Below are 19,442 nucleotides of genomic sequence, written 5' to 3' on the forward strand. Positions count from 1 at the left end.
CACTACTCGGTCGCCGCTGATGGGCGGCGTGCACTGAGCCGGTCCCGCTGCGGGCCGACGGTGTACTTGGGGTCCTTGGCCGACGCGAGCCCGGCCTGGAACACCGCGAACCGCAACAGGATCGAGCTCGCCGCCAGCGCCGACCCGGAGGCCACGGACACGGTACGGGACCGCCGTCCGAGCATCGCCCCGACCGCTCCGGCGACGCCCAGCGCCCGGGAGGCCGTCCTGAGCCGGCCGGGCCGACCCGTCCGGTAGGGCTCGGCGAGACTCCCGAGCCGCGTCTCGATGCCAGCCTCGGCGGCGAGCTCGACAGCGGTACCCAGCACCGCCATCCGCCTCGCCGGCCCGCTCTCGTCGAGCGGCGCCAGTGCCAGCGCCACCCCGCCGGCCGCCGACGCCGCGCTGCCGGCGAACAGGAACGGCAGCTCGCGGTGGGCCTCGTGCCAGGCCGGGACGGCGGTGTTGGCCAGCAGGGCGGCGGTGTACGTGGCCAGCGGTGCCCCGAGCGCGGCGGCGCCCAACCCGGCCGCCCGGCCCAGCAGGGGGAGCCGGCCGGAGACCGACGATGCAGCTGCCGCAGTGGCGAGCCCGCCGAACGGAGCGAGGATCCACGACCCGACGGACAGCGGGGACGTCGGCTTGAACACCCGCAACATGTTCAGGAACCGCTCGGGCCGGCCGAGGTCGTGCACGAGTGCGACCGTGCCGGCCGCCACCCCCACGGCAGCACCGACACGGGTGACCCGCTCCAAGCCGGGGCGACCGGACGCAGCCGCACCCTCGGCCAGGATCGCCGAGACCCCCGCGTACCCGCCGATGGCGAGGTACAGCGGCACGTCCGGCTGCTTCCAGACCGGCGCCTTGAGGACCGGGCGCCCGTAGTAGGAGTCGAACTCCGGCTCGGGGACCAGCGAGCGCTCCCTCACCGGCGCCGTCCCAGGAACGCGGCCGCGCCGGCGACCAGCAGACCCGCGGCGGCCGCACCCACGTGCGCCCACATCGAGGGCAGGTCCCGCGTGGTCACCACCGGGTCCGGCGGCAGCCCGTAGACCTCGGGCTCGTCCAGCAGCAGGAAGAACGCGCCAGCCCCGCCGACCCCGTCGTCCGGGTCGTGGCCGTACAGCCGCGCGGCGTCGACTCCCCTGTCGTGCAGCACCTGCACGCGCTCGGCGGCCCGCTCACGCAGCTCGTCGAGCGGACCGAACTGGATGGACTGGGTCGGGCACGCCTTGGCGCAGGCGGGTTCGAGGCCGTCCCCGATGCGGTCGTAGCAGAGCGTGCACTTGAAGACCCGGCCGTCCTCCTTGCGCTGGTCGATCACGCCGTACGGGCAGGCGGGAACGCAGTAGCCACAGCCGTTGCAGACGTCCTGCTGGACGATGACGGTGCCGAACTCGGTGCGCACCAGGGCCCCGGTCGGGCAGACGTCCAGGCAGGCGGCGTGCGTGCAGTGCTTGCAGACGTCGGACGACATCAGCCACCGGATCTCGGCGCCGGCCTCGGCTGGTGGACCCTCGGGCGGGCCGACCGCAGCGGACGTCGCGGGCGGGCCGACGGCCGGCATGCCCAGGTCCGTGACGGGTCGGGTCTGCTCGATGAACGCCACGTGCCGCCAAGTGTTCGCGTCCAGCTGGGTGGAGTTGTCGTAGCTCATGCCGGTCAGCGAGATGCCGTCCTCGGGCACCAGGTTCCACTCCTTGCACGCCACCTCGCAGGCCTTGCAGCCGATGCAGACCGAGGTGTCGGTGAAGAAGCCCACCCGCTGCGGCGGCGCGGCGTACCCGGCGTCACCGGCGACGTCGTCCAGTCGTCCGGACCAGCTGCTGCTCACGAACCGCTCCCCTCGCTGGTGCCGGCACGACGACGGTAGTCCTCGACGAACTCGGTCAGCCCGGCACCGCGCGGACGACGCCCCGCCACCACGTCACAGGTCCCCACCTTGCCCTGGATGTGCACGTTCGGGTCCATCGTGACGTTGACCAGGTCGTTGGCGGGATCGCCGGTGCTCAGACCGCTGCCGCCCCAGTGGTAGGGCAGCCCGACCTGCTCGACCCGGTGGCCGTCGACGCGCAGCGACCGCATCCGCTCGGTGACCAGCACGCGGGCCTCGATCGCCGTCCGGGAGGTCACGATCGTGGCCCATCCGCCGTTACTCAGCCCGCGCTCACGGGCCAGCGCCGGCGAGACCTCGCAGAACATCTCGGGCTGCAACTCGGCCAGGTAGGGCAGGGTGCGGCTCATGCCGCCGGCTGTGTGGTGCTCGGTCAGCCGGTAGGTGGTGAACACGTAGGGGAAGACGTCGCTGCCCGCCGGGTTCACCGGGTTCGCCCGGTGCGGCAGCCGCTGACCCGCCGGGTTGTCGCGCTGCGCGTAGAGCCGGTTCGGCACTGGCGACTCGCGGGGCTCGTAGTGGGCGGGCAGCGGGCCGTCGGCCAGGCCGGTGGGCACGTACAGCCAGGCCTTGCCGTCGGTCTGCATGATGAACGGGTCCTTGCCGCCGATGGCGTCCGGCCCCTTCGCGTCGTCGGCCGGGACGTGGTCCGGTGGCCGGTCGACGATGAAGTCGGGCACGTCGTGACCGGTCCACCGACCGGCCTGCTCGTCCCACCACACGTAGGCCTTGCGCTCGCTCCACGGTGTGCCGTCCGGCGCCGCGGAAGCCCTGTTGTACAGCATCCGGCGGTTCGCCGGCCACGCCCAGCCCCACTCGGGCGCCACCCAGCTCTGCTCCTGGCCGGGTCTGCGGCGAGCCGCCTGGTTCGTCTCGTCGGCGTAGACACCGCAGTAGATCCAGCAGCCGGACCGGGTACTGCCGTCGTCCTTCAGCTCGGTGTAGGCACTGAGTGCGGCGCCGTCCGGCCCGGTGCCGTTGATCTCGCGCAGCACTGCCTCGGCGCTCGGCTCGGGTCGGCCGCGCTCGAGGCTGCCTGTCTCGAGCGGGTAGTCCCAGGTCAGGTCGAGCAGCGGACGGTCCCGCTCGTCGGTGGAGCCGACCAGCTTGGCGCGGATCCGCAGACCGAGCTCGTAGTAGAACTGGAGCTCGCTGGTGGCGTCGCCAGGTGGGTCGACGGCCTTGTGGTGCCACTGCAGCATCCGCTGCGTGTTCGTGAACGAGCCGCTCTTCTCGGTGTGTGCGGCCGCCGGCAGGAAGAACACCTCCGTCGCGATGTCCTCGGTGCGCAGCTCGCCGGTGGCGATCTCCGGTCCGTCCTTCCAGAACGTGGCCGACTCGATCATCACCAGGTCGCGGACCACCAGCCAGTCCAGGTTCGCCATGCCGAGGCGCTGCAGCTTGCCGTTGGCCGAGCCGACAGCCGGGTTCTCACCGACCAGGAAGTAGCCCTTGCAGTGCCCCTCGATCTGCGCGATCACGGTGGGGTAGCTGGAGTGGTCGCCGGTGACCCTTGGCAGGTAGTCGAAGCAGAAGTCGTTGTCCGCCGTGGCAGTCTCGCCCCAGTAGGACTTCAGCAGGCTCACGGTGTAGGCACGCATGTTGCCCCAGAACCCAGTCTTGCCGGCGTCCTCCTCGACGAACGTGTCCAGATCGAGGTGCTGCTCCGCGTGCGGCATCGGGATGTAGCCGGGCAGCAGGTTGAACAGGGTGGGGATGTCGGTCGAGCCCTGGATGCTCGCATGCCCGCGCAGCGCCATGATGCCGCCGCCGGGGCGCCCGATGTTGCCGAGCAGCAGCTGCAGGATTGCTGCGGTGCGGATGTTCTGCACGCCGGTGCCGTGCTGGGTCCAGCCGACTGCGTAGCAGATGGCCGTGGTCCGATCCCGCCCGCTGTTGGCGGTGATCGCCTCCGCGACCCTGGCGAAGTCGGCGGGCGCGATGCCGCAGATCTGCTCGACCAGCTCGGGGGTGTACCGCGCGAAGTGCCGCTTGAGGATCTGGAACACGCAGCGCGGGTGCTGCAGGGTCTCGTCCCGCTCAGGCTTGGCGTGCACGCTCGGGCCGCCGGAACCGGCGGTCTCGGACTGGGCGGCGTCGTGCCGGTTCCCTGCCGCCGCCGCCTCGGGCGCGTTCTCGTACTGCCAGGACGACGAGTCGTAGCTGCCCGTCTCGGCGTCGTAGCCGGAGAACAGCCCGTCCAGGTCCTCGGTGTCGCGGAAGTCCTCGCCCACGATCGCGGCCGCGTTGGTGTACGCGACGACGTACTCGCGGAAGTCGAGGTCGTTGCTCAGCACGTGGTTCACCAGCGCGCCGAGGAACGCGATGTCGGTTCCGGCCCGCAGCGGCACGTGCAGGTCGGCCACTGCCGAGGTGCGGGTGAACCGCGGGTCGACGTGGATGACCGTGGCGCCGCGCGCCTTGGCCTCCATCACCCACTGGAACCCGACCGGATGGCATTCGGCCATGTTCGAGCCCTCGATCAGGATGCAGTCAGCGTTGGCCAGGTCCTGCTGGAAGGACGTCGCGCCGCCGCGACCGAACGAGGTCCCCAGACCGGGGACGGTTGAGGAGTGTCAAATGCGGGCCTGGTTCTCGATCTGCACCGCGCCCATGGCGGTGTAGAGCTTCTTCATCAGGTAGTTCTCTTCGTTGTCCAGCGTCGCCCCGCCCAGGCTGGCGACACCCATGGTGCGGCGGACTCGCCGTCCGTCCTGCTCCCACTGCCAGTACTCGCGGCGGGTCGAGATGACCCGGTCGGCGATCATGTCCAGCGCGGTGTCTGCGTCCAGGTCCTCCCAGTCGGTGCCGCCGGGACGGCGGTAGCGGACCGTGGTCACCCGCTGCGGCGAGGTGACGAGCTGCTTGCTGGCGCTGCCCTTCGGACACAGTCGCCCGCGCGAGACCGGGCTCGCCGGGTCCCCCTCGATCTGGGTGACCGCACCGTCCTTGACGTACACCTTCTGGCCGCAACCGACTGCGCAGTACGGGCACACCGAGTCCACGACGGTGTCCGCCTGCTCGGTGCGCGCAGTCAGCCCGTCCGTGCGGGCGGAGCGGACTGCGTCACCGCGGCCGAGCGGGTCCGTGCCGGTCATCTGGCGATAGGCCGGCCACCCCTGGATCCACGTCCGCGCGCCCATAGCCGCAGCAAACCACTCGCCGCCCGCCCCCGCCACCGCAGCGCCTTCAGGAGTCGCTGGAGCGGTGCCAGAGGTTGATCCCGGCCTCCACCGCGTCCCCGTCGATCGCGGCCAGCTCGTCGTCGCTGAACGAGAGGTTGTCCAGCGCGGCCACATTGGCTTCGAGCTGGCGCACGCTGCTCGCACCCACCAGGACCGAGGTGACCCGCTGGTCGCGCAGCGCCCAGGCCAGCGCCAGCTGGGCCAGCGACTGGCCGCGCTCCTTGGCCAGCTCGTTGAGCGAGCGGATGTGCCGCAACGTCTGGTCGGTCAGCAGCTCGATCGACAGGGACTTGCCCTGGCTGGCGCGCGAACCCTCCGGCACGCCGTCCAGGTACTTGTCGGTGAGCATGCCCTGGGCCAGCGGCGAGAAGGCGATGCAGCCGGCGCCCTCGGTCTCCAGGGTGTCCAGCAGGCTCTCCTCGATCCAGCGGTTGAGCATCGAGTAGGACGGCTGGTGGATCAGCAGCGGGGTTCCCATGGCCCGCAGGATCGCGGCGGCCTCGCTGGTGCGCTCGGGCGAGTACGACGAGATGCCGGCGTAGAGCGCCTTGCCGGACCGCACGGCGTGGTCCAGCGCACCCATCGTCTCCTCGAGCGGGGTCTCCGGGTCGAAGCGATGGCTGTAGAAGATGTCGACGTAGTCCAGGCCCATCCGGGACAGCGACTGGTCGAGGGAGGCGAGCAGGTACTTGCGCGAACCCCACTCGCCGTACGGCCCGGGCCACATGTCGTAGCCGGCCTTGCTGGAGATGACCAGCTCATCGCGGTAGGGCCGGAAGTCCTGGGCGAAGATGGTGCCGAAGTTGGCCTCGGCGGCGCCGTACGGCGGGCCGTAGTTGTTCGCGAGGTCGAAGTGCGTGACCCCTAGCTCGAACGCTCGGCGCAGGGTCGCGCGCTGACCCTCGATGGCGAAGTCGTCGCCGAAGTTGTGCCAGAGCCCGAGCGAGACGCCGGGTAGCTGGAGGCCGCTGCGCCCGCAGCGGCGGTAGGTCATCGAGTCGTAGCGGTCTTCTGCGGCGCGGAACGGTGCGGGGATCATGGGGGCCAGTCTGCTCCGATGTCGCCGAGACGCACGACGGCCCCCCACCGAGGCGGGGGGCCGTCCTGACGCAGCCGAAATCAGATGGGCTGAACGTTCTCAGCCTGGGGGCCCTTCGGGCCCTGGGTGATCTCGAACTCGACGCGCTGGTTCTCGTCCAGGCTGCGGTAGCCCTGGGTCTGGATCGCCGAGTAGTGAACGAAGACGTCAGCGCCGCCGCCGTCCTGAGCGATGAAGCCGAAGCCCTTCTCAGCGTTGAACCACTTCACAGAACCCTGTGCCATGCCGTTGTCCTCCAGGGGACGTACTGCGACCGGCACTGTGCCGGTCTGATGCAGGATCATGCATCCCCACGTTGGAGCTGTGGCCCTAGCGAGCGGAGCCCGTGAACATCGGCGCCAGCGACGGATACGCCGTCCCGAGCGCCGATCAACGCAAGAAATCCGAACTGCAGCGCATCCCATTATGCCATCTGGGGGGCATGCCGCCAGGGTTGTCGCCCAACCTGATGAGCGCGAACGGCGCCCATCATCGCGGGGCGGACAGGGACGGCTCGACGGTCAGGACAGCACGCGCAGCCGGATCGTCTCGGGCATCCGCTCGAGCCGCTCGATGATGTCCGGGGTGTAGTCCGCGTTGACGTCCGTCACCAGGTAGCCGACGTCTGCACGGGTGCTCAGGTTCTGCGCCTCGACGTTCACCCCGTGCTCGGCGAACAGGGCGTTCACCGTGGCCAGCACGCCGGGGACGTTGCGGTGCATGTGCGCGAGCCGGTGCGACCCCGACAGTTCGCCGGCCCCGATCGGCGGCAGGTTCACCGACAGGGACGTCGCACCGCCCTGGGCGTAGGAGATCAGCTTGCCCGCGACGAAGCGACCGATGTCCTGTTGCGCCTCCTGCGTGCTGCCGCCGACGTGCGGGGTGAGGATCACGTTGGGCAGCCCGCGCAGGTCGGACTCGAACGGGTCGCCCTGCCGCTTGGGCTCGAAGGGGAACACGTCGATCGCCGCACCGGCGATGTGGCCGGACCCGATGTGCTTGCTCAGCGCCGAGGTGTCCACCACGAAGCCGCGGGACATGTTCATGAACAGCGAGCGCGGCCGCATCGCCGCGAACTCGCGCTCCCCGAACAGGTTCTGGTTGCCAGGGCGACCGTCCACATGCAGCGAGATGACCTCGGCGGTCTCGAGCAGCTCGGTGAGGCTGCCGCAGCGACGGGCGTTGCCCATCGCCAGACGGTCCTCGGTGTCGTAGAAGTACACGGACATGCCCAGCGCCTCGGCCAGCACGGACAGCTGCGAGCCGATGTTGCCGTAGCCGACGATGCCCAGCGTGCGCCCGCGGACCTCATGCGACCCCTTGGCCGACTTGTCCCAGATCCCGGCGTGCATGGCTGTGTTCTTCTCGGTCAGCCGGCGGGCCAGCGCGATGATCGCCCCGATGGTCACCTCGACGACGCTTCGGGTGTTCGAGTACGGCGCGTTGAACACCGCGACGCCGTTTCCGGTGGCGCCGGTCAGGTCGATCTGGTTGGTGCCGATGCAGAACGCGCCGATCGCCTGCAGCTGGGGCGCGGCGGCCAGCACCTTCTCGGTCACGAAGGTGGTCGACCGGATCCCCAGCAGGTCGACGCCGGGCAGGGCCTCGATCAGCTCGGCCTCGTCGAGCGCGCCGGAGCGGGTCTCGACCTCGTGGCCACTGGCGCGCAGCAGCTCGGCCGCGTCGGCGTGGATGTTCTCGAGCAGCAGTGCGCGCACGCCGTCTCTCCCGGAGCGTCGTCGGTAACAGGCCATCAGAGTACGAGGCGCCACCGACAGGTGAGACGCCGGTCCGCCAGCTGGACGACGCGTCGGCCTAGGCTCGGCGCGTGAACGAGCCGGCCGAAGGGTCCTCACCAACCGTCGTCCCCGACCCTGACGACCCGCAGGGCTTCACGATGGTGGTGTCCGGCGTGCCAAGCAGCTACGTGCACCTCGGCGACCCGACCCGGCTGGAGTTCGAGTACGTGCGGTGGGCCGGGGACGTCATCGACGTGATGGCGGCGGACGGCGAACCGGTGCACACGGTGCATATCGGGGGCGCCGGCTGCACGCTGGCGCGGTACGTGGCGGCCACCAGGCCCCGGTCCCGCCAGATCGTGCTGGACGACGATCCCGCAGTGATCGCACTCGCGCGCGAGGCCTTCGGCTACAGCAGACGCAGCGGCTTCCGGCTGCGCGAGGCCGACGGCCTGGCAGGCCTGAGGCCGCTGGACGCCGGCCAGTTCGACCTGGTCATTCGGGACGCCTTCGCCGGTGACACCACTCCCCCGCACCTGACCACCACCGAGTTCGTCGGCCAGGCGGCGCGCGTGCTGGCCACGGACGGGCTGTACGTGGCCAACATCGCCGACCGGCCAGGGCTGCGGCTGGTTCGTCGGGAGGTGGCCACCGCACTGACCCGTTTCACGCACGTGGCGCTCGTCGGCGAGACGCAGCACCTGCGCGGGCGGCGCTACGGCAACGTGCTGCTGGTGGCGTCCCGCCGCGCCCTGCCGGTGGCCGACCTGACCCGCCGCGTGGTGAGCGGGCCCGTCCCGGCGCGGGTGGTGCCGCCGTCCGAGACGCGCCGGCTGGCGTCCGGAGCAGAGCCGATCACGAGCTAGGCGCCGGGATCCTCGGGCGCCTCCGACTTCAGGAACCGCTCGACCTCCGCGGCCAGCTCGTCGGCCGACGGCAGCAAGGCGTCGTCGGTGGCCAGCAGGCTCCGCCGCTCGCGCCCGCCTGCGTAGGCGTCGTACTGCTGCTCGAGCGCGGTGACCACCCGCGCGACCTCCTCCGAGCCGGCGACCTGCTCGGCGATGGCCTCGCGGGTCTGCTCGGCGGCACTGAGAAGCTCCGAGCGCGGCACGACGAGGCCGGCCTGCTCAGTGAGCGAGTCCAGCAGCACGGCCGCGGCGTCGGGGTAGGGAGTGTCGGCGAGGTAGTGCGGTACCTGCACCACGAACCCCAGGGCGGCGTGGCCGGCCTCGCCGAGGCGCAGCTCCAGCAAAGCCGCGGCCGAGCCCGGAATCTGGACGGTGCCAGGCCACGACTGCCCCTGCGGCACCAGGTCGCCGCGGTTCGCGTGCCCGATCACCCCGAGCGGACGGGTGTGCGGGACCGGCATGCCGATCGCGTGCAGACCGATCGTGCGGCTGACGTCGAAGTGCTCCACGAGCTGCGCCACCGCCGCGGCGAACCGCTCCCACTGGGTGTCCGGCTCGGGACCGCGGAGCAGCAGGAAGACCTGGCCGTCCCGGTCGCGCACGGAGTACAGCAGCAGTTCGGGACGCTCGTACGAGGCGTAGTGGTTCTGGTCGTAGACCATCGCCGGGCGCCGGGAGCGGTAGTCCACGAGCTGGTCGGCATCGAACGTCGCCACCACCTCGTGCGGCAGGCTGGTCAGCAGATGGTCCGCGACCAGGCGCGGCGCCGACCCGGCGTCCACGAAACCGTTCAAGGCGTGCACGAGCGTGCTCGAAGGACCCGGCACCAGGTCCGGTGACGGTTCGGCGAGCGTGTACAGAGTGCGAGGGTCGAGCACGTGGGTCCTCCGTCGTGGGCGACGTCATGAACGGCTGGCAGCCGAGGTCGCCAACGGTGACAACGCTCGAGGGGGTCTGAACCATCCCGCGCGCGGCCCCGGGCGGCACAGCCCTGCTCAGGCCGGGCGGGAGTCCTCGTCCCGAGCGGCGACCGGGAGCGGGCGACCGTCGCGACCCAGGCGCAGCCGGCGCGGGTTCGCCACACTCTGGCCTCCGCGCGGACGCTCGGCACCGGTGACGACTGCGGTGGTGTCCTGGCTCATGTGCCCTCCTGACAGTTGAAGACTTGACTATTCTCGCAGACCTCGGGCCGGGCTCTGACACCGGGTGCTCGCAGCCTGTGGACGAAGACCGAGGCACCCGGCCGAGACTCCCTACCGTTGTCGATCATGAACACGACGACGAAAGGCGGTCGACCATGAGCGAGGTGGCGTACTCCGTGGTCCCGGACGCCTTGGAGCTCGAGGCGCAAGTGGCCGAGCGGGCCGCCGATGCCGTCCGCGATCTGCGCGGCCACCCAGGAGTGCTCCGGGGCAGGGCCCGGGAGTGTGGGGACGACGAGCTGGGCGACGCGCTGATCGCGATGGCGGCGGCTTGGGACGAGACGCTCGGCGACCTGGCCGGCGAGGCCACCCGCTGGCAGGTGCTGCTGCGGATGGCGGCGGACACCTACCGCGCGGCCGAGGCCGGCGCAGTGCCGTCAGGCCCGGCCTCCTGGCTGGCGCAGCGGTGACCCGAGCACCGGCGGTCGTCGAGGCCGCCCCCCGGGCCTTCCCGGCTGCGAGCGACGGCTCGGACGTGGTTCCTGGCCGGGTCAGCCGGGTTCTCGAGGCCGCCGAGCAGCTCGACGAGATCGCGGACGGCCTGCTGAAGCTGGCGGCGATCATGCAGCGGATGTCACCGCGGGGATGGCGCGGCCGCGCCGCCCGGGCGTTCGTGTCCGCCCTGCAGCTGGACTGGCAACCGGTGGGCCGGGCCGGCGCGGTGATGTCGCAGGCCGCGGAGCACCTGCGATGCCATGCCAGCGTGCTGGACCGCGCGCAGCGCCACGCGGACGACGCCGTGCGCGCCGACCTGCAGGCAAGCCGGGTCACCACGCAATGGGCGATAGCGGGTGCACCGGGCACGGACCCGATGGCCGCGACCCGGGCGCAGCTGAACGCCCAGCTCGTCGCCGACCGTGCGGCGGTGCGCGCGAGCGGAGCCGACTGCGCGCAGGCGCTGCGCCGGTGCCGCGACCTCGCGCCGCAGCCGCGACCCTGGTGGCAGCGACCCACCCACTCCCTGCGGTTATGGCAGGGCGACGTGGGACTGGGCGAGCTGAAGGCGGTGAGCGGGCTGCTCGCCACCGCGCTTACGTTCAACACGAACCGTGCACTTCTCGACCCGGTCGGCTACGGACACGACGTGGCGACGCAGGTCAACGGCGCCGCGAGGCTCGCGACCCACCCGGGTGACCTCGTACGCAGCGTCCTCGACCTCGACACCTGGCACGACAGCCGGCAGATCTGGGCCGGCGCCGTTCTTCCCGGCGTCGCGGTGGCTCTCGCCACGGACAACCCCTTCGCCACCACCAAGCTGTCCTCGTTCAGGCTGCAGGCTCGCGCCGCGCTTCCGACAGCCGACGGGCGAGCATTGAGGGCCACCATGGCCGACACCAGCCGGTTCAGCCGCTCCGGGCTGCGGGCAGGCGACGTCCGGCCGTACGCGAGCGAACCCAGCGAGCTGGGCACGGTGACCCGGCTCGACCCGGTGTCCAGCGCCGTCGCGAACGTGACACGCAGAGACGCGAGATTCGGTGAGCGGCTGGTCACCGCGCGGGTCGAGTCGATGGCGGGCGGGCTCGGCGGCGTGCGGGTCAAGCCGGAGACCGTCCTCAAGGACGAGACCTCGTTGAACCGCAAGTTCGCCGGCGAGCTCGCGAAGTCGCCCGCGCCGACGCCCACCAGGATCGCCGCGACGGTCAACGACTGCGTCCGCTACACCATCGTGTACCCGGACGCGGTGTACGCCGAGAAGTCGGTGCGGACGGTTGAAGGGCTGCGAGCTGCGGGTTTCGGCCTCGTCAAGGCCAAGTCGACCTGGGACGGCCCGCGGTACCGAGGTCTCAACCTCACGCTGCACGACCCGGCCTCCGGTCGGCTGTTCGAGGTCCAGACTCACACCCCGGACAGCTTCCAGGCGGGCGAGGACACCCACGACCGCTACAAGCTGTTCCGGGATGTCGGGGTCCGGCCGTTGCACAAGCACCAGCTCGAGCGCGAGATCGGCTGGCGCTACCAGCAGGTCCCGACGCCACCCGGTGTTCGGGACCTACCCCTGCTGCTCGACCGGTTCGGCATCGACGCCCCGGCAGAGTCGACCGCACCGACGAAGCTGTCGCTCGATGGACGCCGGCTCGCCCTGATGTCGGCCGGGGGCACGGCCGGCTACGGCGCCGGGCGCGGTCCGGTGCCGCCTGACGACCCGCGCTGACCCACGCTCTGCAAGGATCGTGGCCTTCGAAGCGCGACGAGACGAGGAGCTGTCGGATGGGTGCACTGGATGGACGCGTCGCACTGGTCACCGGAGGGGCGCGCGGCATCGGTGCCGCCACTGCGCGGCGACTCGCCGCGGACGGTGCGACGGTCGCGCTGCTCGACCTGGACGAGTCGGCAGCCGCCGCAACGGCTGGCGAGATCTCGCCGAACGCGATCGGGGTCGGCGCCGACGTGCGCGACCCGGACGCGGTCCAGCGAGCGGTCGACACCGTGGCCGGCCGACTCGGCGGGCTGCACATCCTGGTGAACAACGCCGGCGTGACCCGCGACAACCTGCTGTTCAAGCTCACCGAGGACGACTGGGACACCGTCATCGGGGTGCACCTCAAGGGCGCGTACCTGATGAGCAAAGCAGCGCAGAAGCACTTCGTGGAGCAGAAGCACGGTCGCATCGTGAACCTGTCCAGCGTGTCGGCGCTCGGCAACCGCGGCCAGGCGAACTACTCCGCCGCCAAGATGGGACTGCAGGGCTTCACCCGCACGCTGGCCATCGAGCTCGGCCCCTTCGGCGTCACCGTGAACGCCGTCGCACCCGGCTTCGTGGTCACCGAGATGACCGATGCCACCGCGCAGCGTCTGGGCATCACTCCCGAGCAGCTTCGTGAGGCGAGTGCGCAGGCGGCGCCGGTTCGACGCGTCGGGTACCCGGAGGACATCGCCAACGCGATCGCGTTCTTCGCCAGCGACGCAGCCTCGTTCGTGACCGGTCAGACGCTCTACGTCGACGGCGGCGCAAAGCTCTGATCAGGGCCGCAAGGTGTCGTCCTCGGTGATCCCGCGCTCGCGCAGCAGCTCCACCAGACCGTGCCCGCTCGGCGCCTGGACCCACGGCATCGTGGAAGTCGCCGACAACGGGACCCGTTGCCCTGGCAGCGGTGTGGGCGTTCCGTGGGTGAGGACCTGCTCGGTCACGCCGAGCTCGCGGATCGCCACCAGCCTGATGTGCTCCGGCCGCGCCCAGGCCAGCTCCTCGTACAACGCCGGGTCGTGCTGGCCGTCGTCCCCGACCAGGACCCAGCGCAACTGGGGCAGCTCGTCGAGGAGGCGGCGCAGCGTGCGCCGCTTGTGGTCCTGACCGGAGCGGAACCAGCCGTCGGGGGTCGGCCCCCAGTCGGTCAGCAGCAGCGGACCGTCCGGGAAACCCCGGCGGCGCAGGAACCGTTGCAGCGCAGGGGCCAGGTTCCACGCACCGGTCGACAGGTACACCACGAAGGCGTCGGGGTCGTGCCGGGTCAGCGTGCGGTACAGCTCGGCCATCCCCGGGACCGGACGCCGGGACTCCTCGTGCCGCACGAACGTGTTCCAGAACGCCAGGAAGGGCCGGGGCAGGGCGGTGACAAGCACGGTGTCGTCGATGTCGCTGATCACGCCGATCCGCTCCTGCGCGCCGACCACCCGGATCGGCGCTTCGGCGACCACGCCGTCGGCGATGCGCAGCTCGGCCGTCACCCATCCCGGCTCCAGGTCGGCCTCGACCACCAGGTCGATGTAGCCGCCTCGTGCGGACTCGACGACCTGGCTGCGCCCACCCACGTCGACGGTGACCGGGACGCCGCCCAGCTTCGCGCTGACGAAGTGCCTCCAGCCCCGCACGGCGACGTCGTCGCGCTGGCCGACCCCGGGCGGCGACAGCAGCACCCGTCCCAGAACCCTTGCCCACGACTGCGTGCCGTAGCCGGCGTAGGGAATCACCCGGGGCCGCCAACCCCGGCGGAACAGCAGCCGGGCCAGCGCTCGGTTCAATGCGTCCTCGGTGCGGGCCGCGCGATGCATCGGCTCAGCGGCAGGCACGCTCACCCCTCCACCATAGGAGGCGTGAGCCGCCCGGGTGACGTACGCGGCGTGCCCGTACGGTGAAGACGTGGATGACCGGCTCGAGCTCACCGTCGCGGACCTGCGGCGTGGTGCGACCTATCCCTGGCTCACGTCCGTCGTCGTGCCGCGGCCGATCGCCTGGGTGAGCAGCCTGTCGGCGGACGGTGTACGCAATCTCGCACCGCACTCGTTCTTCACGGTGGCCAGTGCCGAGCCACCGATCGTCTCGTTCACCTCGGTGCGTACCAAGGACTCGCTGCGCAACATCCGCGCCACCGGGGAGTTCGTGGTGAACCTGGCGACCCGCGAGCTGGCCGAGCAGGTCAACCGCACCGGAACCGACTTCCCGCCGGAGGTCGACGAGCTGCAGCTGGCCGGCCTCACGCCCGCCCCGAGCGTCCTGGTGGCACCGCCGCGGGTGGCCGAGTCACCCGTTGCCCTGGAGTGCGTGTTCGCCGGCGAGCACACCTTCACCGAGGATGGGCGAGGCAGCACCGTGGTGTTCGGCCGCGTCGTGCACCTGAGCGTCTCGCGCAGGACGATCGCGGACGACGGACTGCCCGACATCCACGCCCTGCACCCGGCCGCTCGGCTGGGCCGGGACCAGTGGTCCGCCATCGGCGAGGTCTTCGAGCTGGCTCGTCTTCCGTACGAGGCGACCGGCCCGTAGCCGGCCCAGACAGCACTGCGCCGGGAGAGGCTCGTGGCCCCGCCCGGCGCAGGTCGTGAACTGCTGGCGCTCTGGACGCTCAGGCGACCTTGAGCTGTGCGAGCTCGGCGTCGAACTCAGCAGCGAGCTGGTCGACCAGTGCCAGGTCGTCGGCCTCGACGGCCTGGTTGACCCGCTCGATGTAGGTGGTCTCGATGGCGGTCAGGATGCGGTTGGACATGGTGTTGTCCCTCTCGATGGACGGACCCCGCCTCTGCTGGACCTCGTCGTCGAAACAGCGCTCCTTGCGCTACAGCAGGACCAGTGGTCCATGATCAATTCTAGGGCCCGTGCATGGCCCGGTCGACGGTGAGACCGATATCAGCGAGTGAGTCGGCTCACACGTCAGATTCCTTGCCAGGCGGGCTTCCCGCGCCACACCTGGTCGTAGTACTCGCGCAGCCTGAGCTCGCCCGCTGCGGCAGCGTCCAGCAGAACCGTCACGTGCGGGTGCAGCTGCAGCACCGAGCCCGGGCAGGACGCGCTGACCGGACCCTCGACCATGGCGGCGACGGCGGCCGCCTTGCCGCCCCCGGAGGCGAGCAGGACCAGGTGCCTTGCCTGCAGGATCGTGCCCAGACCCTGGGTGATGACGTGGCGCGGGACGTCGTCCGGGTGGCCGAAGAAGCGCGCGTTGTCCGCCCGGGTCTGCGGCGTGAGCGTCTTGACCCGGGTGCGCGAGGCCAGCGACGAACCGGGCTCGTTGAAGGCGAGGTGCCCGTCGCTGCCGATGCCGAGAAGCTGGACGTCCACTCCCCCAGCGGACTCGATGTCCGACTCGTACTGCGTGCAAGCGGCCGGCACGTCGTCCGTATCGCCGTTCGGGCCCCGAACAGCCCCCGGCGCGAAGTCCACCCGCGAGGCCAGCTCGCGGTCGATCACCTGCCGGTACGCCTGGGGGTGGCCGGCGGGCAGGCCGACGTACTCGTCCAGGGTGAAGGCACGAGCCTGGGCGAAGGACACCTCGCCCGCGTCGTACAGCGCGACCAGCGCGTCGTAGACCGGCAGCGGGCTCGAACCAGTTGCCAGCCCGAGCACCGCAGAGGGCTTGCGCCGCAAGAGGTCCGCGATCGCATCCGCTGCCAGCGCGGCGCGTTCCGACACCTCCGACAGGACGATGACCTCCACGGCTAAGCCACCTCCCTGCCGTGCACCAGGACCCGGGTCACCTCGAGGTCGTCGTCCAGGACGACGACGTCTGCCCGGTCACCGGGACGCACCCGCGCGAGCTCGACTCCCAGCAGCCGCGCCGGCCGGCTGGTCACGGCCCGGATGGCGTCCAGCTCGCTGGCACCGACGCGGACGACCTCGCGCACCGCACCGGCCAGCGTGCTCACGCTCCCGGCGATGACGCCGTCCGGGTCACGCGCGACGCCTTCGGCGACCGTGACGGTCCGCCCCCCGAGCTCGTAGCGCCCGTCCCCCTGCCCGGCCGCGGCCATGGCGTCAGTGATCAGGACCCATCCTCCACGGGCGGCCGTCAACGCCACCCGCAGGGACTCGTCGGCCAGGTGCACGCCGTCGCAGATCAGCTGGACCACGACGTCGGACCGCGACAGGGCGGTACCGGCGAGCCCCGGCTCCCGAGCGGTGATCGGGGCCATCGCGTTGAACAGGTGCGTCACCGTCCGGGCGCCGGCGTTGAACCCGGCGTTCGCCGCGACAGCGCCGCAGCCGCTGTGCCCCAACGAGACCAGCATGCCGCGATCGACGGCCCACCGGATCACCTCGAGGGCACCGGGCAGGTCCGGGGCGATGGTCATCCCGGTCACGCGGGAGTGCCCGACGAGGGCGGCGAGCTCGGCGACGTCAGGGCTGCGCAGGTGCTCAGGTGCGTGCACGCCGGCCCGCTGCGGCGACAGGAACGGCCCTTCCAGCGCGGCACCCAGCAGCCGGGCGCGTGGACCGTCGCCGCCGCGCGCGCCGGTACCGGAGGTGGCGGCGCCGGCAGCCAGCGAGTCGACGTGAGACAACGCCGCGCGGGTGCGCTCCGGCGGCGCCGTGACGAGGTTGGCCACGAACGCCGTCACCCCGTCCCGAGCCAGCGCGGCCGCTGCCTGCTGCCAGCCACCGGCGTCGGCCTCGAGCAGGTCCACCCCCGCGTACCCGTTGACCTGCAGGTCGACCAGGCCGGGAACCGCCGTGCCGGTGCCCGCGGGCGTGAGACCCACCTGGGTGACGAGTCCGTCGGCCACCTCCACGTCGCCCTCGACCAGGACGTCGTCCACGACGGCGCGGGCCACTCCCAGCCGACGGGCGTCCCCGGCGCTCACGACGACATCTCGTCGACGGAGCTGTCCGGGAGCAGGGTGTCGGGAATGGCAGTGAAGCTCTCGAGCAGGCTGTCCCTGGCCAGTACGGCTGCGCCGACAGCGGCCACCGGGGACTGGGACGGCAGCAGCGAGACCCGCTCAGGCAGCCGCATCGCGGCCAGGAACGCGGAGCCAGCCTCTGCCGCGAGCAGCTCGGAACGCACGACGTCCAGCAGTGGCTGGCCGACCCCGGTCACGCCACCCGCCAGGACCACGTGCTCGACGTCCCAAGCGAGGACCAGCAGTCGCACGGCCGCCGCGACGCCCGCGCCGAACGAGCGCACCGCCGCTGCCGCCGACTCCTCGCCCGCGCCGGCCGCGGACCACACCGAGCTGCCGTCCTCGTGCGCAGGCTGCCAGGCCGCCGACAGGGCGGAGCCGGACGCGATGGTCTCCAGGCAGCCGCGCTGACCGCACGAGCACCAGCGGCCCAGCGGGTCGACCGGGATATGGCCGATCTCGCCGGCCCCACCGCGAGAGCCTCGGTGCAGGCTGCCGTCGACCACGATTCCGGCGGCCAGCCCGGTGCCGATGCTCAGCACCGCCAGGTCACCGCGCCGGGCGCCGGCCAGCCGGTGCGCCCCCACCGCCACCGCGTTCACGTCGTTCTCGACGCTGACCGGGACGCCGAGCTCGCGCTGCAGCGCGGCGCTCAGGTCGACCGGGTCCGCCCCGAGGTCGAGGTTGACCGCGTGTGAGACGGAGCCGTTGGACGGGTGGACGAGCCCCGGGATGCCGACGCCGACCGCGGTGAGCTCGGTCAGGGTGGAGCCGGCCATCTCGGTCGCCTGTCGTACCGCCTCCGCCGCGGTGGCCACCACGCCCGCCGCGCCGCGCTCGGTGGGCAGCCGAACCTGGCCGAGTACCCGGTTCGCGTCGTCCACGACGACTGCGAGCGCCTTGGACCCCCCGATGTCGACCCCCGCGACGAGGCCAGCGGTCACGACGCGGCTCCGGACAGCACGGCGTCCAGCGCGGACGAGCTCGCGGCCGAGGCACCCCAGGTGCGCAACGTGCCGGGCGGTATGGGGTCGGAGTCTGCGGGCCAGCCCATCTCGACCACCACGGTGTCGGGCCGGGCTGCCACGACCTGCGCGATCAGGTGTTGCGCCCACGGGTGGCGGTGGGCGTCGCGGACCAGGACGACGACGGGTTCTGGACCGAGGTCCAGCCAGGGCTGGTCGCCTTGGCGGACGTCGCGGGCCTTGCCGCCGGACAACACGCTGCCCTGCTCCGGGAGTCCCCAGGGGGCGTGCCCGACGGCCTCGTTGGTACCGGTGAGCACCCGCAGCACTTGGGCGTTGACCACGGTAGCTAGTGGTTGGCCGCCGGTGTCGACCGCGCGCCGCGCTGCCTGCGTGCTCGCCTCCGGGTTCGGTGCGGCCTTGGCGTGGGCGCGCAGCTCGGCCAGCCTGGCGGCGGCGACGTCCACTCGTGAGGCGGCGTCGGTCAGCCGCTCCCAAGGCAGGTCGCCATTGCCGACCGCGTCCACGATCGCGTCGACGACGTCCTGGACGCGCTGGTCGGTGAACGACGAACCGAGGCAGAGCAGGTCCACTCCAGCCGCGAGGGCGAGGACGGCCGCGGCGGGGATGCCTCGGCCGCCGCTGGCGCCCTGCATGTCGAGGGCGTCGCTGACCAGCAGGCCGGTGAAGCCGACCTCCTCGCGCAGCAGCCGGGTGGCCGCAGCGCTGAAGGTGGCGGGGACGTCCGGCTCGACCGCCGGGACCACGACGTGCGAGGTCATCACGGCGACGGCGCCGGCCCGCACCCCTGCGACGAAGGGCACGAGCTCACGCTCCCGCAGGACCTCGAGCGGTTCGGTGACGGTCGGGAGTGCGAGGTGCGAGTCGACGGTCGTGTCACCGTGGCCGGGGAAGTGCTTGAGGCAGGCACCGGAGCCGGCGGACTGCACACCCCGGACCCAGGCCGACACGTGCCGGGCGACCAGGGTGGGGTCAGAGCCGAAGCTGCGCACGCCGATCACCGGGTTGTCCGGCGTCGAGTTGACGTCGGCCACCGGTCCGAGGTCGAGGTCGACGCCGTGGGCCAGCAGCTCGGTGCCCACGTCGGCGGCGACCGCGAGCGTCAGCTCAACGTCGTCCGCCCGGCCCAGGACGGCGTGCCCGGCGTGCGGGCTGCCTTCCAGGTAGTAGAGGCGGGTGACGTCGCCGCCCTCCTCGTCCAGCGAGGTGATGGCCAGCGGGTTCACCTCGTGCACCGCGCGGTTCAGGGCTGCGATCTGGGGGCGGTCGACGATGTTGGTGCCGTACAGGCAGATCCCGCCGAGCCCGTGCTCGAGCCGTCGCCGGGCCCAGTCGGGCAGCGTCGGGCCGTCGAACGAGGCAAGCAGAACGCGGGCTGCGAGCCCTCTCACGTCGTC

The 19,442-nt window shown here is 71.7% G+C and carries 19 protein-coding genes; 5 read left to right on the forward strand and 14 right to left on the reverse strand.

The genetic code is table 11. The annotated features are described in order from the left end of the window. Positions 1–2 precede the first annotated feature (2 nt). From nrfD to serA, 6 genes are all read right to left on the reverse strand, one after another. A complete protein-coding gene (gene nrfD, locus ACPPVT_RS12030; protein ID WP_426560513.1) occupies positions 3–929 on the reverse strand; it encodes an NrfD/PsrC family molybdoenzyme membrane anchor subunit in 927 nt (308 codons plus the stop codon). Beyond that, positions 926–1,834 carry a 4Fe-4S dicluster domain-containing protein gene (locus ACPPVT_RS12035; protein ID WP_426560515.1) on the reverse strand — a complete coding sequence of 303 codons (909 nt, stop codon included), beginning with the start codon at positions 1,832–1,834 and terminating at the stop codon, positions 926–928. The genes nrfD and ACPPVT_RS12035 overlap by 4 nt, the downstream gene beginning before the upstream one ends. Beyond that, a complete protein-coding gene (gene fdh / locus ACPPVT_RS12040; protein ID WP_426560517.1) occupies positions 1,831–5,037 on the reverse strand; it encodes a formate dehydrogenase in 3,207 nt (1,068 codons plus the stop codon). Before fdh ends, ACPPVT_RS12035 begins: the two co-directional genes overlap by 4 nt. Positions 5,038–5,083: 46 nt before the next feature. After that, positions 5,084–6,118, reverse strand: a complete 1,035-nt coding sequence (gene mgrA / locus ACPPVT_RS12045) for an L-glyceraldehyde 3-phosphate reductase (protein ID WP_426560519.1) — start codon at positions 6,116–6,118, stop codon at positions 5,084–5,086. Positions 6,119–6,198: 80 nt separating this feature from the next. After that, a complete protein-coding gene (locus ACPPVT_RS12050; protein ID WP_426560521.1) occupies positions 6,199–6,402 on the reverse strand; it encodes a cold-shock protein in 204 nt (67 codons plus the stop codon). A gap of 276 nt (positions 6,403–6,678) precedes the next feature. Further along, the gene (gene serA / locus ACPPVT_RS12055; RefSeq protein ID WP_426560523.1) at positions 6,679–7,875 is read right to left on the reverse strand and encodes a phosphoglycerate dehydrogenase; all 1,197 of its coding nucleotides are present in this window, start codon (positions 7,873–7,875) and stop codon (positions 6,679–6,681) included. Positions 7,876–7,985: 110 nt separating this feature from the next. Here serA and ACPPVT_RS12060 point away from each other — a divergent pair, with 110 nt between their 5' ends. Then, positions 7,986–8,762, forward strand: coding sequence for a spermidine synthase (locus ACPPVT_RS12060; RefSeq protein WP_426560525.1), 777 nt, complete (start codon positions 7,986–7,988; stop codon positions 8,760–8,762). Here ACPPVT_RS12060 and ACPPVT_RS12065 read toward each other — a convergent pair. Both ACPPVT_RS12065 and ACPPVT_RS12070 read right to left on the reverse strand, forming a co-directional pair. Next, positions 8,759–9,682, reverse strand: a complete 924-nt coding sequence (locus tag ACPPVT_RS12065) for a proteasome assembly chaperone family protein (protein ID WP_426560527.1) — start codon at positions 9,680–9,682, stop codon at positions 8,759–8,761. The two genes, ACPPVT_RS12060 and ACPPVT_RS12065, sit on opposite strands and share 4 nt — an antisense overlap. Positions 9,683–9,799: 117 nt before the next feature. Further along, positions 9,800–9,946: a hypothetical protein gene (locus ACPPVT_RS12070; RefSeq protein WP_426560529.1), complete on the reverse strand. Its 147-nt coding sequence runs from the start codon at positions 9,944–9,946 to the stop codon at positions 9,800–9,802. 155 nt (positions 9,947–10,101) lie between these two features. On the opposite strand from ACPPVT_RS12070, the gene ACPPVT_RS12075 reads away from it, so the two are divergent. From ACPPVT_RS12075 to fabG, 3 genes are read left to right on the forward strand one after another with little or no spacing between them, the layout of a single operon-like run. Next, on the forward strand, positions 10,102–10,416 hold the full coding sequence (locus ACPPVT_RS12075) for a hypothetical protein (protein ID WP_426560531.1): 315 nt from the start codon (positions 10,102–10,104) through the stop codon (positions 10,414–10,416). Further along, on the forward strand, positions 10,413–12,158 hold the full coding sequence (locus tag ACPPVT_RS12080; RefSeq protein ID WP_426560533.1) for a putative T7SS-secreted protein: 1,746 nt from the start codon (positions 10,413–10,415) through the stop codon (positions 12,156–12,158). Before ACPPVT_RS12075 ends, ACPPVT_RS12080 begins: the two co-directional genes overlap by 4 nt. Positions 12,159–12,214: 56 nt before the next feature. Beyond that, positions 12,215–12,967, forward strand: coding sequence for a 3-oxoacyl-ACP reductase FabG (gene fabG, locus ACPPVT_RS12085; protein ID WP_426560535.1), 753 nt, complete (start codon positions 12,215–12,217; stop codon positions 12,965–12,967). Here the strand turns inward: fabG and ACPPVT_RS12090 are convergent, their stop codons facing one another. After that, complete coding sequence (locus ACPPVT_RS12090) at positions 12,968–14,020, reverse strand: App1 family protein (protein WP_426560537.1); 1,053 nt, start codon at positions 14,018–14,020, stop codon at positions 12,968–12,970. A gap of 64 nt (positions 14,021–14,084) precedes the next feature. Here ACPPVT_RS12090 and ACPPVT_RS12095 point away from each other — a divergent pair, with 64 nt between their 5' ends. Next, positions 14,085–14,708: a flavin reductase family protein gene (locus ACPPVT_RS12095; protein WP_426560539.1), complete on the forward strand. Its 624-nt coding sequence runs from the start codon at positions 14,085–14,087 to the stop codon at positions 14,706–14,708. A gap of 79 nt (positions 14,709–14,787) precedes the next feature. Here the strand turns inward: ACPPVT_RS12095 and ACPPVT_RS12100 are convergent, their stop codons facing one another. From ACPPVT_RS12100 to ACPPVT_RS12120, 5 genes are all read right to left on the reverse strand, one after another. Next, positions 14,788–14,928: a hypothetical protein gene (locus tag ACPPVT_RS12100; RefSeq protein WP_426560541.1), complete on the reverse strand. Its 141-nt coding sequence runs from the start codon at positions 14,926–14,928 to the stop codon at positions 14,788–14,790. Positions 14,929–15,092: 164 nt separating this feature from the next. Next, entirely contained in the window at positions 15,093–15,875 is a 783-nt protein-coding gene (gene nagB / locus ACPPVT_RS12105) for a glucosamine-6-phosphate deaminase (RefSeq protein WP_426560542.1), read from the reverse strand. Between the two features lie 2 nt (positions 15,876–15,877). Further along, positions 15,878–17,020: an N-acetylglucosamine-6-phosphate deacetylase gene (nagA, locus tag ACPPVT_RS12110; RefSeq protein WP_426560544.1), complete on the reverse strand. Its 1,143-nt coding sequence runs from the start codon at positions 17,018–17,020 to the stop codon at positions 15,878–15,880. Then, entirely contained in the window at positions 17,017–18,003 is a 987-nt protein-coding gene (locus tag ACPPVT_RS12115; RefSeq protein ID WP_426560546.1) for an ROK family protein, read from the reverse strand. Before ACPPVT_RS12115 ends, nagA begins: the two co-directional genes overlap by 4 nt. Further along, positions 18,000–19,436 carry a glycoside hydrolase family 3 N-terminal domain-containing protein gene (locus ACPPVT_RS12120; protein ID WP_426560548.1) on the reverse strand — a complete coding sequence of 479 codons (1,437 nt, stop codon included), beginning with the start codon at positions 19,434–19,436 and terminating at the stop codon, positions 18,000–18,002. The genes ACPPVT_RS12115 and ACPPVT_RS12120 overlap by 4 nt, the downstream gene beginning before the upstream one ends. Positions 19,437–19,442 lie beyond the last annotated feature (6 nt).

This window comes from Angustibacter sp. McL0619, assembly GCF_049994355.1.
In the GTDB taxonomy this organism is placed as follows: domain Bacteria; phylum Actinomycetota; class Actinomycetes; order Actinomycetales; family Angustibacteraceae; genus Angustibacter.